A 17,115-nucleotide genomic window follows, 5' to 3' on the forward strand; every position below is an offset into this window, starting at 1 on the left:
TCATTCCCGGCCTCGCTTGGTGCGGATCAGATCGGCGACCCCCCGCACGGTTCCGGCCTCGACGATCTCGTCGGGTGCCAGGGCGGCTCCCACCACGTCCTCCAGCCGGGCGCCGAGGTCGATCAGGTGCAGCGATGTGACCCCGCTTTCGAGCAGACCGTCGTCCGGGCCGATCTCCTCGCCATCGCGCACGTCACGCAGTGTGGAGGCGACGACGGCGGCGAGCCGGTCCTGCGTCGCCTCGCCGCGGGATCGGCCGGTGGCGCGGGCCGCGAGCCGCGACGCGAGCTCCTTGCGGTCGATCTTGCCGTTCGCGTTGAGGGGGAAGGCGTCGAGGACGAGCACCGCCGACGGGACCATGTAGTCGGGCAGGCGCCCCCGCAGGTCCTTCAGCAGATCCCGCTCCACCAGGTCATGGCCGAGCGCGGGCACGCACCACAGCGCGAGCCGGTCCGCTGCCCCGTCGCTGGGCACGGCCTGCACCACCGCCCGCTCGACGCCGGGCACCGTCTCGGCGGCCAGCTCCACGTGCCGCGGCTCGACGCGGAACCCTCGGACCTTCACCATCTGGTCCGTGCGGCCGGCCAGCACCAGTTCGCCGTCCCCGGTCAGCTTGGCCAGGTCACCGGTGCGCAGCAGCCGTCGGCCCTCATGCCAGACGAACTTGCGCTCCGTGGACTCGGGATCACCGTGGTACCCCAGCGCGAGGCCGTCGCCCGCGATGCACAGCTCGCCTATCTCGCCGGGCGGGCATTCGTCGAGCGACTCCGTCCGCACCGACACATCGACTTTCGGCACCGGACGCCCGATCGGGATCTCGGCGGTGGAGAGATCCTCCGGAGTGACCCGGTGCAGTGCGGTCATCGCGGAGTTCTCCGTGCACCCGTAGGCGTTGAACAGGTCACCGTCGTCCATGACCGCAAGCGCACGCTCGACGTGCCGCGTGCAGGGGAAGTCACCGCTGACGATCACCGATCGGACCCGGGCGACGACCTCCGGATGGTGCTCGACGAGCAGGTTGAACAGATCCATGGAGAGGTTGAGCACCGAGATCCGTTCGCGTTCCACCATCCGCGCGAGAACGCCGAGCTGGGGCACGTCCTGCGGGGTGACGGTGAGCCGGCCGCCCCGCAGCAGGCAGATCCAGATGTCGGTGGTCGAGGCGGCGAAGGTCGGCTGCGCGAGTTGCAGGAACCGTTCCTCCGGCCTCGGCGTGAAACCGGAGAGGTGTCGGGAGAGCCGTGCGATGCCCCGATGGGGGACAACGACGCCCTTGGGGTCGCCGGTCGAGCCCGAGGAGAACAGGACGAACGCGGGCGCGTCCGCATTCACCCCGCACCGCACCGGTTCGCCGGACGCCGCCATGGCCGAGGAGAGCAGGTCGTCGAGCGGGACGCGTGCCCCGGTCCGGATGCCGTCGGCCGCTTCGGACCCCGTTATCGTCAGGGACGGCTCGGCGATGCGGCACATCCGTGCCTTGTGGTCGGCTGGGTGGCGGGGGTTGAACGGGAGCACCACGAGGCCGGCCTTGAGGACACCGAGGAAGACCTGGAAGGTCGCAAGGCCGCGGTCGAAGTGCACCCCGACACGGTCGCCGGGGGAGAGACCGCGGTCGCGCAGCACGCGCGCTATCCGATTGGTGTGGATGTCCAGTTCGGCGTACGTCAGTGTCGTCCCGCCGTCGGAGATCGCCTCGCGCTCGGCGTGCTCCCGCGCTGTCCGTTGGAAGGCGTCGATGATCGTCTCGGTGGTGGCCTCGACCGGGTCGGCATCGTCCGTCGCCACGGTCCGGAGCGGCGCGGCGGTCCCTGGGTGTGTCATCGCGTGAAGTCACCGTTCCCATTCTCGGAGGGATTCCTGCAAGCCCAGATGGACCAGGCTGACGCGGCCGAACGGCGTCGCCGGGTCAGCCAGATCCAGCGGCAGGTCGAAGTGGTCCCGGCCGGGTACCGTCCGCGCGGTCACCGGGACTCCGAAGGAGGCGAGGTAGGCCGCGTACGCGTCTTGCTGGCGCAGGTATGTCACTGTTTCGTGCTCGCCGACCGCGAGCAGGACCGCGGCGCACCGTGGGGCGGGCATCCCCAGCGGACTGCACTCGCGGGCGAGGTCGGGTGTCAGCCCGACAGCGTCGTTGACGTAGGTCCGCGGGATCTCGCTGAGGTCGTACAGACCGCTCATCAGGCATACGCTGCGGACGCGCGGGGCCGTGTGGTGCGCGAGCGCCGCCGCGAGCAGGTGCGCCCCCGCGCTGCTGCCTGCCGCATGGATCCGGTCCGGGTCGATCCCGTACCGCGGTCCGTTCTCGGCGAGCCAGGACAGGGCTGTCCGCACCGAAGCGATCATGTCGGGCACGGTACGGGCCGGTGCGAGGCCGTAGGACACCGCGACGTAGGCACACCCGTGCGCCACGGTGTGCTCGGCCGCGAAGCAGGCGTCCTCGATGCCGGACTCCTGCCAATGACCGCCGTGCACGAAGACCAGCGCCGGCGTCCCGGCCGCCTTCGTGGAGGGCGGGACGGCGGGAAACAGGTGACAGCGCTCGTCGGAAGCAGGACCGTACGGCTCCGCTTCCCGCACGTCCAGTCGCGCCCGGGCGAGGTCGCTCCGCGTCCGGTACCGCCGCAACGACCCGGCCGGGTCGCGTGCGACGGAGCTCGGCGCGTACTCCCGGTCGAGCGGGCTCGGCTGCTCATGCATCGGGCTTGCGCCCCTCGAGGACACCGTGCGGTGTCCAGCCCTCGTTGTAGATGCGCGTGATGTCCGTGAACCCGGCGGTGGCGAGCCACTCCTCGTGATCACGCCACGGGTAGATCGTCGACTCCTCGAACGGCAGCACGGTGAAGTACACGTTGTCCAGCGCGGTATACAGGGGGCCGGCGCCGTCGTCGTCGGCGAACGCGTTGAACACGACCACCCGGCCACCGGGGCGCAGCGCCTCGAAGGCCCGTGAGAGCAGCGTCATGTTCTGCTCCGGCGACCAGAGCACGAGCTGGTGGGCGAACAGCACGAGGTCGTACCCCTGGGGCATCGGCTCGGCGAACATGTCGCCGGCCACAACGTCGATCCGGTCACTGAGCCCGGCGGCCTCGACGTTGTCGCGGCCCAGCTCGACGGGGCCCTCCAGGTCGTCGAACACCGTCACCTTCAGATGCGGGTGGGCTCGCGTCAGGGCGATCGCGTCGACCGCGTCGCCGCCGCCGACGGCCAGGACATCGGTCACCTCGCTGTAGTCCACCTGATGCAGCAGCACCGGGTTCGACAGTTCCGACCAGGAGCGTATGCCGCGGTAGAACCGGTTCTCCAGCTCCGGGTTCTCCTCAAGCCTGGTGTAGAGATCGCGTCCCGAGCCGGGCAGGTGCTTGAGGCCCAGGTTCTTGCCCGTCCGCAGCGACTCGGCGTACTCCTGCGCGGGCAGGTAGGTCAGCCGCTGCTGGAAATCGATGATGCCGCGCAGGTGCGGCCACATGCCGTCGTCGATCGCGGCGCGGACCGTCTCGCTCGGCGCGTACCGGTCACCGGTGCGCTCGATGAGGCCGAGCGCCGTGGTGCCCATGAGCAGTGCGCGCGCGGACTTGGCGGGCAGCCCCAGACCCGTGGCGACCTCGTCGGCACTGGAGGGGCCGTTCAACGTCAGGTACTCGAACAACTGCAGTTCGGACGCCGCTCGTAGCTGCTGGAAAGCAGCGAACCCGAACAGCACCGGGACCAGCGAACTGAGGTCGGCCGGCTTCGTCATCACGCAGCTCCCCACAGACTGGCGTCGTTCCTTCATCCGATTCCTCCGACGGTCGTGTTCTGGCCACGTGCCGTGCCGCACCTAAAGTCGGGTACGGAAGGTCCACAGCTCCGGGAAGAACCGGTGCTCGTTGATCTTCCGGAGCCAGGCCGCACCGTCGCTGCCTCCCGTTCCGCTCTTGCCGCCGAGCATCCGCTCGACGACGAGCAGATGGGTGGCGCGCCAGTGCGAGAACTGGTAGGCGACCTCCAGCAGGCACTCCGCCAGCCGGTGCAGCTCGGGGTACCGGTGCGGATCCCGGTAGACCTCCAGCCAGACGTCCTCGACGAGTTGGTCCGGCTCGTGCTGTTGCTCCGGTGGCCTCTCCAGGCAGTGGGCGGGAATCGCGAACCCCTGCCGCGCCAGGTACCGCAGCGTGGCGTCGTACAGGGACGGTTTGGACAGCTCGTCACGCAGGGTCTCGGGGCCATCGGCGTACGCCGATGCCACATGGCCGGGCGGCCGGTTGCCCATCGCGAACTCCAGGCCGCGATAGGCGAACGACTGCATGCCGGAGGCGTCGTCGAGCACGTGCCGGAAGGCCACGAACTCATCGACCGACATGCCGTTCATCGATTCCCAGCAGGCCACGAGAACCCTCTGCGTACGGACCGCTCGCCTCAGCGCCACGCAGACACCGGCGACATCATCCTTGTCCAGCAGGTGCCTGGCCTGGTCGAGGTCGTCGGCCACCGCGCGGAACAGCAGCTCCTTGACATGGCCGATCAGGATGAAGTTCAGCTCGCCTCGGGCCCCGCTGCGCGGACGCTGAAGCTCGTGCAGCTCGTCCGCGCGGGTGTAGACGACGTACTCGGGTGCATGCGTCATTGCACTTCCTTCACTGTGTGGCCAAGTTCGCGGACCGCGCGCCGCACCTGCTCGTGCGTGACGTACAGCGGAGCGAAGGCGAAGCGGATCAGGTCGGGAGGCCGGGAGTCGACGAGCACACCGCGGTCGGCGAGCTCCTCCTCCACGCCCTCGGCGTCGGGGATCCGCAGCGCGAAGTGCCCGCCACGGCGGTCCGGGTCCCGCGGTGAGACGAGTCGCCCCATCAGGTCGGGACGGCTCGACTCAAGGCATTCCAGGAAGAGTTCGGCAAGCTCCTGGCTTCGTCGGCGCAGCTCGTGGATCCCCACGTCGATCAGCGGGTCGAGGGCGTGGTTCAGGGCGACGAGGCTGAGGACCGGGGGTGTACCCGTACGCCCCCGGTCGATGCCGGGAGCCGGCTCGAACGCGGGTCCCATGGCGAAGGGCCGGGTGTGCCCGTGCCACCCCGACAGCGGGAGGTCCACCGTCGAATGCAGGCGGGAGGCGACATAGAGGAAAGCCGGCGCTCCCGGGCCGCCGCCCACGTACTTGTAGCCGCATCCGACGGCGAAGTCGACGTCGTTGGCGTCCAGGTCGACCGGCAGCACGCCCGTCGCATGGCTGAGGTCCCACACCGCGACCGCTCCGACGGCGTGGCACAGCGCGGTGGTCGGCCCGATCTCGCGTCGCTCTCCCGTACGGAAGTCCACGGGCGCGGCGACCACAGCCGCCACCCGCGCACCGTTCGCACGCAGGAAGGAATCGAGGCCCTCTCCCGAGTCGACGACGAGTTCGCGCCCCAGAAGCCGGGCCACCGAGCCGGCGATGTACAGGTCGGTGGGGAAGGACGTGGCCTCAACGAGCAGCACGGGCCGCTCCTCGCGCAGCCGGCACGCGGCAACCAGCGCGTTGAACAGGGTCGTGGACGTCGTCTCCCCCGCGACCACGACTTGTCCGGGCGCCGCACCGAGCAGGGTCGCGAGCTTGTCTCCGATCGTCCGCGGCAGGTCGAACCAGCCCTCGCGGAACCATCCCTGCACCTGCTGGGGGGTCCATTGACCGCGCACGACGTTCTCCAACTCGCGGAGCAGACCCTCGCGCGGTGGACCCAGCGAGTTCCCGTTGAGGTGCACCTTGCCGTCGGTGGCGAACCCGCGTGCGCGGGCGCTGAACGGGCCGAGATCGTCAGCACGCCGTGCCTCGTCCCGCTGGAGGCGCCCGTGCGCAAGCGGCATGGCCGTCCCGAGCTCGGAATGTGCCGTCATGCCGCACCCGCCTTCCGCTCGCAGTCGATCCGGACCCGCGCCGTGACCCGTATTCGCGCCATGCCGTCCCGCACCGAGCCGGTGCAGCGCAGGACCGCCTCGGTACCGTGCCGCGTCACTTGGCGGACCGTCACCGGCCCACCACGGTCGTCGGAGGCGATCTGCAGCGCCGTGAGGCCCAGAGCGGAGGCCGCCGGGAGGCAACCGGGATCCTCGGGGAGGCCGAACCCAGGGGCGAAAACGCGTGCCAGCACCTCCCTGCGGTCCGGGTCCCATCGGAAGAGCGTGAGATCGGTGAGGCCCAGGTCCGCCATCCGCGCGGCGTTGGGAGCGGGCAGCGTCCGCGGATCGTCAAAGACGCGCAGCACGGTGAACCCCCTGCCGACCCCGCTGGCGCGGGGCGTGCCTTCGTAGGAGCTGAACACGGTGGGATCGGCCGGGATTTCGTGGTCCACGACCGGCCCGGTGAACGGCACTTCGACCTCGTGGCCATCGGTCCTCAGCCACTGGCACCCGGCGTCGTCCGTCCGGCCGACCTCACCCGGGTCGAGATACCCCCTGCCGACCAGGAGGGCGGCCACACCGGCCAGCGAGTGAGTGCCGAACGGCGTCTCGCCACCGGTGTTGAAGATCCGCGTCGCGAAGGTCCGCTCCGTCCGGGAACACGCGCTGACCAGCGCGCTCTCGCACGAGTCGTCGGTCGTGCGCGCATGCGCGGCGGCGTGCGCGACCGCGTCGGCGTCACACGGTCCGTCCGGGACGAGCACATCGAGCGCGCTGCCGCGTGAGGAGGCCGTGCCGAACATGTCCACCCTTGTCACGTGCATCGTTCGCCCCGCAACTGCCTGGCGGCGAAATCGACGATGACCTGCTCGTCGCCCTGGTAGGGCGGTTCGGGGCGGGGCCAGTGCACGACGAGGTCGGTGAAGCCGGCCTCCTCCAGCTCGCCGGCGGCGTCCTCGTAGGCGGCCACGGACCCGGTGATACCGCCCACCGACGCGTCGGCCACGAACAGCCGGCTCAGCGTGGCGGGGTCTCGTCCCTCGCGCTCGCACGCCGCGTCGACGCGGCTCAGCTGCTCCCGCAGGATCGGCATGACCTCTCGCAGCGGCCTCATGCCGAAGTCGGCGGGCGGGCCTGATGTGACCCAGTACTGCCCGAAGCGCGCGGCCAGCGTGATGCCCTTCGGCCCGGTCGCCGCCACCGCGAACGGCAGCCGCCGTCCGTCCTCGGCCCGTGGGCGGAAGTTCACCCCGGACGCCGTGTACCAGGCCGATGCCTCGTCCACGGTGCCGCGGACCAGCAGGGAGTCGAGCATGCGGATGAACGCGTCGAACCGGTCGGCACTCTCCTGCGGGCGCGGCGCCGCCCTTCCGAGAATGCTCGCGTCGTACCCGGGCGCACCGGCACCCAGCCCGCAGATCAGACGTCCTTCGCACACGTCATCGACACTCACGAGGTCCTTCGCGAGCACCACGGGGTGCCGGAAGTTCGGTGTGGCCACCAAGACGCCGAGTCCGATGGAGCGGGTGACCGTCGCCGCGGCGGTGAGCGTGGGAATCGCGCCGTACCACCGGCGATCGGCCAGCCAGCGCCACATCAGGTGGTCATAGGTCCAGGCGTGGTCGTACCCGAGCTGCTCCACGCCCTGCCACCGCTCGGCCGCCACCTTCCATTCGTGCTCGGGAAGCAGCACGATGCCGTGCCTCATGCGCCCGCCCCCTGGAGCTGCTGTTTGGCGACCCGTCGGGTCGCCTCGTCGAGAGTGCGGAGCACGCGGGGAACCAGTGTCATCGCGCGTCCGCCGGACGGCCCGGTGACGACGGGATGATGGTGCCCGTCGACATTCGGGTACAAGCCGTTGTGCGCCAGGTCCGCGCCCACGTCCGCGACGCGCGCGCGGAGAGGACGGATGAACTGAACGCGGCTGATCGGGCGACGCACCGTGAGAAAGAAGTTGTCGTACAGCTCCTCTTTCTCGCGGGACACGGTCGAACTCGCCGTCTGCGCGGATTGCTGAAGCAGTGAGCGCCCGTTCGGCACGAGATGGTCGGCGATGTAGTCGTGGGTGGCGGCATTCCTCGCCACGGCCTCGGTGAGGGATGCGCACAACGGGTCGTCCTGCCAGGGCAACTTGCGCCGGAAGATCTGGCGGACCGGCCGGTAATCCGGCGCCCAGGTGCCGCTGAAGGCCGGGTGCTGCAACGACATACGGCGCCGGATATGACTGTGGTAGTGAGCTCGGGGCACCGTTGACGAATAGAGCAGCATCGCACTGTACGCGTCCACGCAGACGGCCAGGGAATCCAGCTCCGGAGCGCTCGGCACGTTGTCGCGGTGGCACCCGATGATGTCGTACATCGCACGCCATAAGGCGAACGAGATCTGATGCCCTGTAATCCATCGGTACCAGAAGAGCCGCTCCGGATCGACCGGGTGCACACCGAAGACGCTGTATTCCGGGATGCCCGGCTCCACGCTGTCGTCGTCGAGGATCTCCTCGTTCGACGGCTCGAACCCCTGACCTGGCGCCGGCAAGAACAAGGGTCGCAACTGCAGCGCGGGGAGGTCGATCTGGCCCGGTCCTGTCAGCCGCCCGTGTACGTCGTTCATGTCGCTGCACCCGAAAAGTAGATGAACTCCAACTCAAGACCGCTGGGGTCCAGGACGTAGAGACTCTGCATCCCGTCCTCGTCGGTCACGATGTCCGACGGCGGCTCGTCCCGCCTCCACTGGATGTCGTGCCGCTCCCGGGCCTGCCACCAGCGCTTCCGGAGCTCGACGAGGTCCTCGTGGCGGTCTACGGTGATCCCGATGTGCTGGAACTGGTAGCCGAGCGGGTCGGGCCCTTCCCGGGTGTGCCCAGCCCGGTCGAAGACGTGCAGCCGCAGGTCCCCCACCTTCAGCTCGACGAGCTTCTCGATCCCCGGGAGACGCGAATGCGTGAGGGGCGAAAACGCGCTGAGCGACCATTCCACCGTCGCCTCCAGGAACTCCTCATACCACCTGGTCGTGGACTCCACATCATCGGTCTGAATGGCGACATGGTGAATTCTCGGCGCGATGGCAAACGCGTTCATCGGAGCCCTTTCGTCCCGGAGATTCGACCGGCGTATCGCTCAAGTACTGGAAAGTCTCCACAGCTGACGGCGTCACGGCAATCAGAGGATCCTCAAGACACTTACAAGTCGCTGTCAGGCGATATCGCCCCACGCCGTTCCGGGCGAATGTCTCGCTGACCTGCACAAAGCCATCGGGCGGCCGTCGCTCGGAAGGCACGCAAGCTGGCTGGTTCCGCACACGGGCACTGAGCACTGGACACCCGGGGCCGATCGCGCTGACCACTGGAAATAAGGCGCCACACGCGGCCGATATGCAACTTAAGGAAGCCCTGACAGTATCTTTAGAAGATTTTCAGATCTCCAGCGGCAAGCCACGCTACAATGGCTGACAAGGAACAAATTCCACCGAGGCAGTTACCGGGGAATCCGATGTTCTTGATGATAATTCCGAGGCCGATATGCCACCGTATTGATTTCTGGGACTGCTCAGGAACCGAACCGATATCTCAGGTCAGGAGACGAGGCAATGACCCGCTTGGATTCCGCCGGGAGCGCCGCAACCACGGGATACGACCCGGCCGAGCGGTTCGGAGCCGTCCCTGCGCTGGACGGCGAGCTCTTGACCGACGGGGCGACCCGGCAGGCCTACGCCACCGACCTGGGCAACATCACCACGAACACACCCTGTGCCGTGCTCCGGCCCCGCTCGGCAGGGGATGTCGCGAAGATGATCCGCTTCTGCCGTGCACACGGGATCACGGTCTCTGTCCGGGGGCGCGCGAGCACGACCCTCGGCCAGACCCTCTCCGACGGCCTGCTCATCGACACGCGCTCCCTGGACCGGATCCACTCGATCGGTCCTGATGTCGCCGAAGTCGATGCGGGCGTGGCCTGGAAGGACCTGGTCAACGCCGCGTTCGGGAGCACCCCGCGACGGACGCCGCCGGTGATCACCGCATACACCTCGCTGAGCGTGGGAGGCACGCTCTCGGTCGGCGGTCTCGGCGGGCTCGTCGGCGCGCTGCGCACCGGGCTCCAGGGCGACCACGTGCGCGAACTCGAGGTCGTGACCGGAGCCGGCGACATCGAGCGCTGCTCCGCCGACCACAAGACCGATCTGTTCGACGCGGTCCTCGGCGGCCTCGGCCAGTGCGGTGTGATCACCAAGGCCGAAGTCGAACTCGTGCCGGCGAAGGAGCGTGCCCGGACCTACCTGTTGGGCTACACCGACAACGCCGCGTTCTTCAGCGACATGCGCACACTCGTCGAACGGCCGTGCATCGACCACGTCTACGCGACGCTCCAGCCGCCGGGAGCCGAGACGACCCACCAGCTGTACGCGACCGTCCTCTACGACCCCGCCGATCCGCCGCGCGACGAGGAGGCCCTCACCGGGCTGACCGCCACGCCGAGCATCGACGACACCACCTACCCCGACTACGTCTTCACGATCGACCGCTTCGTCAGCCAACTGCGGGACACCGTCGAATGGGACCGGCTCACCAAGCCGTGGTACGACGTGTGGCTGCCCGGCAACGCCATGGAGAACTACGTCGCCGAGGTGCACCCGACACTCACCGAGCGCGACATCGGGCCGTACGGGATCAGCCTCATCTACCCGCAGCGGCGCTCGCACCTGACGAGGCCGCACCCACCGCGGCCGGAGCCGGACGGCTCGCCGTGGGTGTACGTCCTCGACGTCAACACCACCGCCCCTTCCCCTGAGACGGATCCGGGCTTCGTCGAGGAGATGCTCGACCGCAACGACCGTTGGTTCGCCCGGGCCCGCGACCACTACGGCGCGGTGCTCTACCCGATCGGCTCGATGCGGTTCACAGCGCAGGACTGGCGCACGCACTTCGGTGACACGTGGCCCGCCTTTCACGCGGCGAAGGACCGCTACGACCCCGATGCCCTTCTCGGCACGGGGCTGGGCATCTTCCCCAAGGGCTTGCCCGGAAAGAGCTGAACCGGCCGAGGCCGTTGCTTCGCGGCCTCCACGTCAATCGAAGCAGTTGGGAGTAGCTGCATGCTGCCGTCCAAGCCGGAACTCCACGGTTCCGTCGGTGCCGTCGCCAGCACCCATTGGCTCGCGTCGTCCGCGGCCATGGGCATCCTCACCAGCGGCGGCAACGCCTTCGACGCCGCTGCCGCTGCCGGATTCGTCCTTCAGGTGGTGGAACCCCACTTCAACGGCCCCGGCGGTGACGTGTCCCTCGTGGTGCACCGGGCCGGGCGCGACGACGTCCAGGAGATCTGCGGCCAGGGCCCGATGCCCCGGGCCGCGAGCATCGACGCGTTCGGCCGGCTCGGCTTGAGCAGCATCCCGGGCTCCGGGCTCCTGCCCGCTTGCGTGCCGGGCGCGTTCGGTGGATGGATGAGGCTGCTGCGCGAGTTCGGGACCATGCGACTGGCCGACGTCCTCGCACCAGCGATCGGCTACGCGGAGAAGGGCTTTCCCCTGCTTCCCGAGACCGCGCTGGCCATCTCCACGCTCGCCCCACTGTTCCGCGAGGAGTGGCCCGGATCCGGCGAGACCTACCTGACCAGCGGCCCCTCCCCCGCCGCCGGCAGCCGGTTCCGCAACCCCACGCTCGCCCGCACCTACCAGCGTCTGCTCAAGACCGCCGAGTCCGCCTCCTCGGACCGCGAAGCCCAGATCGAGGCCGCCCATCACGCCTTCTACCAGGGCTTCGTGGCGCAGGAGATCTCCGACTTCCTCGCATCCGGGCCCATGCTCGACGCGACCGGCGGACGCAACAGCGGGCTGCTCACGGGCGAGGACCTCGCCGGCTGGGAGCCGACCGTAGCGAACGCGCCGAGCCGTGCGTACGGCCCGTACCGGGTCTTCAAGCCCGGTCCCTGGTCACAGGGCCCGGTGTTCCTCCAGCAACTCGCGCTGCTGGAGGGATTCGACCTGCGGGAGATGGGGCAGGGCAGCGCCGACTACCTGCACACCACGGTGGAGTGCACGAAGCTCGCGATGTCCGACCGGGAGGCGTGGTACGGCGACCCCGCCTTCACCGACGTACCGCTCGACACCCTGCTCAGCGAGGACTACACCCTGCGACGACGCGCCATGGTCGGGAACTTGGCCGCGCTGACCCTCCGGCCGGGGGCCCCCGACGGCCGCACACCGTTCATCCCGCCCCTGCCCACACAGGACGACGCCGAGCCCGACTCGGAGCTCATGTCCCAACTGCGCAACGGGCTTCCGACGATTCTCCGGGCCACGACCGCGAAGGCCGACACGTGCACGGTCACCGTGGCCGACCAGCACGGCAACATGGTGGCGGCGACGCCCAGCGGCGGATGGATGAAGAGCTCGCCGGCCATCGGCAGCCTCGGTTTCCCGCTCGGCACCCGCGGTCAGTCCATGTACCTCGTGGAGGGGCACCCGAATTCGCTGGAGCCCGGCAAGCGGCCGCGGACGACCCTCAGCCCCACCCTCGTGCTCCGGGAGGGACGTCCCTTCCTCGCCTTCGGCACACCGGGCGGCGACCGGCAGGACCAGTGGACGCTGCAGTTCTTCCTCAACGCGGTCGAGTTCGGGCTCGACCTCCAGCAGTCGACCGAGACCACCGCATTCCACACCGACCAGGTCCCCGCGTCGTTCACGCCGCACGCGTACCGCCCCGGGGTGCTGGTCATCGAGGAGACCTGCGATCCGCAAACGGTCGAAGCGCTCAGCAGGCGCGGCCACGAAGTGGAACTCGTGCCCGCCTACTCGCTCGGACGGATCTGCACGGCCGGGTTCACCCCGGACGGGGAGTTCGTCCGTGCGGCCGCCAGCCCACGCGGCAGGCACGCCTACGCCGTGAGCACCTAGCTACCGACACCGACCGACCCGTGAGAGGACGAGGGCCCGTGACACTCACCAAGAGCACGCCGCCGATCGTCGAACTGCAGGACGCGGAACAGCGGAGGGAATGGCAGAAGTTCACGCTGTCCGACCTGCCCGAGATGATCAGCGCCATGCACGTCTGCCACGCGGTGCAGGCGCTGTCCGCCACCCCCCTGCTGGAGCGGCTGCGCAGCGGACCACGACAGCCCGGAAATGGCCTGCTGGCCGGGCTCGACCCGGATATCGGAACCGGCTTCCTGCGCTACCTCACCGGGCGGGGCATCCTCGAAATGCGGGGTGAGGAGTACTTCCTGACCCAGCTCGGGGAGTGCCTCACCACCGATGTCTCACTGGCCAGGCTCGGGGTCTACGTCGAGGCCTACGGCCAAGTCACCAGCCGAATCGGCGAGTTGCTCACCGGTGAGGCCATCTACGGCAAGGACGTCGTCCGCGACGGCGGGGCGCTCGGAGCACACTGTGCCACGCTGTTCTCCTTCTTCCACACCCCCACCGTGCTGCGGGCCATCCAGGGACGGAACGTCAGGCGCATGCTCGACGTCGGCTGCGGCGGCGGGCAACTGATCGTGGACGCCTGCCTGCGCGATGCGTCGCTGACCGGCATCGGCATCGACAACTCCCCGGACGCCATCGCCTGGGCGAACGACCTGGCCAGGCGATCCGGAGTGGCCGACCGGGTCGAGTTCGTCGTCGGGGACGCCTTCGCGCCCGACACCTGGCCGGCCGTCTGCGCCGAGGCCGACGGCCTGTGCATGATGAGCGCACTCCACGAGCACTTCCGGCACGGCGAGCAGGCCGTCGTGGACCTGCTGGACGAGATCTCGACGAGGTTCCCCCATCTGAAGACCCTGCTGATCGGGGAGCCGGAGCTGCGCTTCGACGGCCGGGAGAACGACGACGACTTCTTCCTGATCCACGTGCTGAGCGGACAGGGACTCCCCCGCGACCGGTCCGCCTGGTTCGACGTCTTCGAAAAGTCCCGCCTTGAGTGCCGCCAGGTCTACACACGGCCCGACGCCGGCCCCCGGATCTGCTTCTACGACCTCGTGGCGCCACCGAGCTGAGGCCGACGCCGCAGCCAACCACCGCGGGCGGGACGGGGCGACGCGGCCGCGGCGGTGGCCCTTGCCGGCCCCCTGCGCGCACGCCCCCGGATCAACACTCACACCCTCTGGAGGGATCCAGACGTGACCACAGCAACGACGTCGAGCTCGATACCCGAGAGCGACGTGGAACTCTTCTCCACCGCGGCACTGACGGACCCCTACCCTCACTACGCGGCGTTGCGCGGCCTGGGGCCCGCCGTCTATCTGAGCGAGTACGACCTCTACGGTCTCTTCCGCTACGAACACGTCCGCCCGGCGCTCGTCGACTGGGAGCGGTTCAGCTCGGCCGAGGGCATCGCGATGAACCCGACCGCGAACGAAGCCATGGAAGGGTCGCTCCTGGGCATGGACCCGCCGCGGCAGCGCAAGGTCCGCACGGTCTTCGCCGACGCCCTCCGGCCGCAGTACGTCCGCAAGGTCGCCGACGGCCTTGAGCAACTCGCGGGTCAGCTCGTCGACGGCCTCGTGCGGCGAGAGGAGTTCGACGGTGTCAGGGACTTCGCGCGTACGCTGCCGGTGGGCATCGTGCTCGACCTCATCGGGTTCCCCCGCGACGAACAACGCGAGGAGATCCTCGACTGGGCCCTCAGCGCGTTCAACGCCATGGGCCCCTACAGCGACCACCAGGCCTCATCGCTGCCCGACGTACAGGCGCTCGCGCAGTACCTCACCGCCAAGGCGACGCCCGGGAAACTGCTCCCCGACAGCTTCGGCCAGATCGTCTGGGAAGCCGTCGACCGCGGCGATATCACCGAGAACGAGGCGTTGATGACCATGAGCGCCTACGCGTGCGCCGGAATGGACACGACCATCGCTGGTATCGCCAGCACCCTGTGGCTGCTGGCGCGGAACCCGGACGAGTGGGCCAAGGTCCGCCAGGACCCCGCAACCGTCCCCGGAGCGTTCCTCGAAGGCCTGCGCATGGAGGCGCCGATACAGTCCTTCACGCGTGTGACCACGTGCGACGTGGACCTCGACGGCGTGACGATCCCCGCGGGGTCCAGGGTGGTGCTCTCCTACGGCTCGGCCAACCGGGACGAGCGCCACTACCCCGACCCCGACCGCTTCCGCGTGCGCCGTAATCCATCGGACAGCGTTGCCTTCGGCTTCGGCGTCCACAACTGCCCCGGGCGGGTGCTGGCCACGATGGAAGCGCACGCCCTGTTCAACGCGCTCGCCGCACGGGCCGAGAAGATCGACCTCGCCGGTGAGCCCGTCCGCACCCCGAACAACATCATCCGGGGCCTGGAACTCCTGCCGTTGCGCGTCACCTGACGCCGGCGATGTCCGGCGGGCGTTTCGTCTGCCACCGAAAACCTCCGAGTTCATTGCGCGTACGTCAGAGGAGAACACGATGTGCGGAACCACCGGCTGGATCGACTACTACCGCGATCTCACCACCGAGGGCCCGGTCCTGCAGAAGATGGTGGACACCCTGGCCCCGCGCGGGCCGGACGGCGAGGGCATATGGCTGAGCAGCCACGTGGCCCTGGGCCACCGGCGCAAGGGGGTGATGGACCCCCGCAACGGCGCCCAACCCATGGTCACGCCGGAGACGACACCCGACGGAAGGCCGCTGGCCGCGATCAGCTACACGGGCGAGGTGTTCAACTTTCTCGATCTCCGCGAGGAACTCAAGGGGCTCGGTCACCCGTTCCTGACCCGCTGCGACACCGAGGTGGTGCTCCGGGCCTACCTTGAGTGGGGACCGGACTTCGTGCAGCGGCTGAACGGAATGTTCGCCTTCGCGATCTGGGACGGTCGTACCGACGAGGTACTGCTGTACCGGGACCGCCTGGGCATGAAACCGCTCTTCTACTACCCGACCGGCAACGGCTTGCTCTTCGGATCCGAGCCCAAGGCGATCCTCGCCCACCCGGAGAGCAAGGCGGTACTGTCGCTGGACGGGCTGCGAGATCTCCTCTCCTTCCTCCGAGTTCCGGGCCAGACACCCCTGAAGGGCATGTACGAGGTACGGCCCGGCCATCTTCTCCGGGTCCGCAAGGGGCACCGCTCGGAAGAGAAGTACTGGGAACTGCAGTCCCGGGAGCACACCGACGACCAGCCGACGACCATCCGGACGGTACGTGAGCTGCTGGAAGACATCGTCACCCGGCAGATGGTGGCGGACGTCCCGCTGTGCACCCTGCTCTCCGGAGGGCTGGACTCCAGCGCGCTGACCGCCCTGGGACAGCACATCGTCGACCCCGCCGGGAAGCAGCGTCTCCGGAGCTTCTCCGTGGACTTCGTCGGCCAGGTCGAGAACTTCGTGCCGGAGCCGCAACGCGCGGACCCGGACGCGCCCTTCGTGGCAGAGCTGGCACGGCACGCCGGAACCGACCACCGGGAGATCGTCCTGGACACTCCCGATCTCGCCGCCTCGCACGTACTGAGCGCGACGTGGAAGGCCCTGGAACTGCCCTACGGCATCGGGGACCACGGCCCCTCGATCTACCTGCTGTTCCGGGCGATCCGCGACGAGTGCTCCGTCGTTTTGTCGGGCGAGGGCGCCGACGAGTCTTTCGGCGGACTGTTGTGGTTCCACGACGAGCGGGCTGTGCAGGCGGACACCTTCCCGTGGCACGCACTCGGCGAGAAGACCGTCGAGGAGCAGTCCACCGCGTTCCTCAACCGCGACCTGGTCAAGGAGCTGAGGCTTACGGAGTACATCGCCGATCAGTACCGGACGGCCCTCGCCGAGGTTCCGCATCTGCCGGGCGAGACCGGAATGGAGCGGCGGATGCGGACCGCGACCTATCTGAACCTGACCCGGTTCATGCCCATCTGCCTGGACCGCAAGGACCGGCTCAGCATGGCCAACGGCGTCGAGGAGCGCCTCCCGTTCCTCGACCACCGCCTGGTCGAGTACGTCTTCAACGTGCCCTGGTCGCTGAGGACCTTCGACGGTCGCGAGAAGAGTCTGCTGCGCGCGGCGACCAGGGACCTCCTCCCCCGCTCGATCGTCGAGCGCCGCAAAGCCCCGTACCCGTCCACCCTGGACGCAGGCTACGACCGCGCGATACGCCGGAAACTGAAGAGCATCGTCGCGGAACCGAACTCCCCGGCGCTGCCGCTGTTCGACCGGGACCTGGTGCACGAGGCGCTCGGCGCGCCGTGCGACGAGCCGTCGTCGATGGCGAAGCGGGCGCTCCAGGACGAAACCCCCGTGCGGCTCAACTTCTGGCTGGAGTCCTGCGACGTGAGCCTCGACCTGACGGGTTGAGCCCCCGGACCACGG

Annotated in this window: 14 protein-coding genes; 5 read left to right on the plus strand and 9 right to left on the minus strand. The window is 69.0% G+C overall.

Annotated features, from left to right (window positions below; translation table 11 throughout):
• The 9 genes from ACZ3I3_RS22255 to ACZ3I3_RS22295 form a co-directional block, all read right to left on the minus strand.
• Window positions 1–1,821, minus strand: coding sequence for a non-ribosomal peptide synthetase (locus tag ACZ3I3_RS22255; protein WP_467367595.1), 1,821 nt, complete (start codon window positions 1,819–1,821; stop codon window positions 1–3).
• A 9-nt stretch (window positions 1,822–1,830) separates the two neighbouring features.
• Window positions 1,831–2,697 (minus strand): alpha/beta hydrolase, encoded by an 867-nt coding sequence (locus ACZ3I3_RS22260; protein WP_467367597.1) that lies wholly within the window; start codon window positions 2,695–2,697, stop codon window positions 1,831–1,833.
• Window positions 2,690–3,736 carry a methyltransferase gene (locus tag ACZ3I3_RS22265; protein ID WP_467367599.1) on the minus strand — a complete coding sequence of 349 codons (1,047 nt, stop codon included), beginning with the start codon at window positions 3,734–3,736 and terminating at the stop codon, window positions 2,690–2,692. Before ACZ3I3_RS22265 ends, ACZ3I3_RS22260 begins: the two co-directional genes overlap by 8 nt.
• Window positions 3,737–3,817: 81 nt before the next feature.
• Window positions 3,818–4,603 carry a tryptophan 2,3-dioxygenase gene (locus ACZ3I3_RS22270; RefSeq protein WP_467367601.1) on the minus strand — a complete coding sequence of 262 codons (786 nt, stop codon included), beginning with the start codon at window positions 4,601–4,603 and terminating at the stop codon, window positions 3,818–3,820.
• Window positions 4,600–5,847, minus strand: a complete 1,248-nt coding sequence (locus ACZ3I3_RS22275; protein WP_467367602.1) for an aminotransferase class V-fold PLP-dependent enzyme — start codon at window positions 5,845–5,847, stop codon at window positions 4,600–4,602. The genes ACZ3I3_RS22270 and ACZ3I3_RS22275 overlap by 4 nt, the downstream gene beginning before the upstream one ends.
• Window positions 5,844–6,674, minus strand: a complete 831-nt coding sequence (locus ACZ3I3_RS22280; protein WP_467367604.1) for a hypothetical protein — start codon at window positions 6,672–6,674, stop codon at window positions 5,844–5,846. Before ACZ3I3_RS22280 ends, ACZ3I3_RS22275 begins: the two co-directional genes overlap by 4 nt.
• On the minus strand, window positions 6,665–7,558 hold the full coding sequence (locus tag ACZ3I3_RS22285; RefSeq protein WP_467367605.1) for an LLM class flavin-dependent oxidoreductase: 894 nt from the start codon (window positions 7,556–7,558) through the stop codon (window positions 6,665–6,667). The genes ACZ3I3_RS22280 and ACZ3I3_RS22285 overlap by 10 nt, the downstream gene beginning before the upstream one ends.
• Window positions 7,555–8,460: a hypothetical protein gene (locus ACZ3I3_RS22290; RefSeq protein WP_467367606.1), complete on the minus strand. Its 906-nt coding sequence runs from the start codon at window positions 8,458–8,460 to the stop codon at window positions 7,555–7,557. The genes ACZ3I3_RS22285 and ACZ3I3_RS22290 overlap by 4 nt, the downstream gene beginning before the upstream one ends.
• Window positions 8,457–8,927, minus strand: a complete 471-nt coding sequence (locus tag ACZ3I3_RS22295; protein ID WP_467367607.1) for a VOC family protein — start codon at window positions 8,925–8,927, stop codon at window positions 8,457–8,459. The genes ACZ3I3_RS22290 and ACZ3I3_RS22295 overlap by 4 nt, the downstream gene beginning before the upstream one ends.
• A gap of 508 nt (window positions 8,928–9,435) precedes the next feature.
• On the opposite strand from ACZ3I3_RS22295, the gene ACZ3I3_RS22300 reads away from it, so the two are divergent.
• The 5 genes from ACZ3I3_RS22300 (at window position 9,436) to asnB (ending at window position 17,100) form a co-directional block, all read left to right on the plus strand.
• Window positions 9,436–10,878 carry an FAD-binding protein gene (locus ACZ3I3_RS22300; RefSeq protein ID WP_467367608.1) on the plus strand — a complete coding sequence of 481 codons (1,443 nt, stop codon included), beginning with the start codon at window positions 9,436–9,438 and terminating at the stop codon, window positions 10,876–10,878.
• A 60-nt stretch (window positions 10,879–10,938) separates the two neighbouring features.
• The gene (locus ACZ3I3_RS22305; protein WP_467367609.1) at window positions 10,939–12,738 is read left to right on the plus strand and encodes a gamma-glutamyltransferase family protein; all 1,800 of its coding nucleotides are present in this window, start codon (window positions 10,939–10,941) and stop codon (window positions 12,736–12,738) included.
• Window positions 12,739–12,776: 38 nt separating this feature from the next.
• Window positions 12,777–13,835: a methyltransferase domain-containing protein gene (locus ACZ3I3_RS22310; RefSeq protein ID WP_467367610.1), complete on the plus strand. Its 1,059-nt coding sequence runs from the start codon at window positions 12,777–12,779 to the stop codon at window positions 13,833–13,835.
• 123 nt (window positions 13,836–13,958) lie between these two features.
• Complete coding sequence (locus tag ACZ3I3_RS22315; protein ID WP_467367612.1) at window positions 13,959–15,152, plus strand: cytochrome P450; 1,194 nt, start codon at window positions 13,959–13,961, stop codon at window positions 15,150–15,152.
• Between the two features lie 79 nt (window positions 15,153–15,231).
• A complete protein-coding gene (asnB, locus tag ACZ3I3_RS22320; RefSeq protein ID WP_467367614.1) occupies window positions 15,232–17,100 on the plus strand; it encodes an asparagine synthase (glutamine-hydrolyzing) in 1,869 nt (622 codons plus the stop codon).
• The last annotated feature ends 15 nt before the right edge of the window (window positions 17,101–17,115 follow it).

This window comes from Streptomyces sp. NPDC016851 (assembly GCF_055562795.1).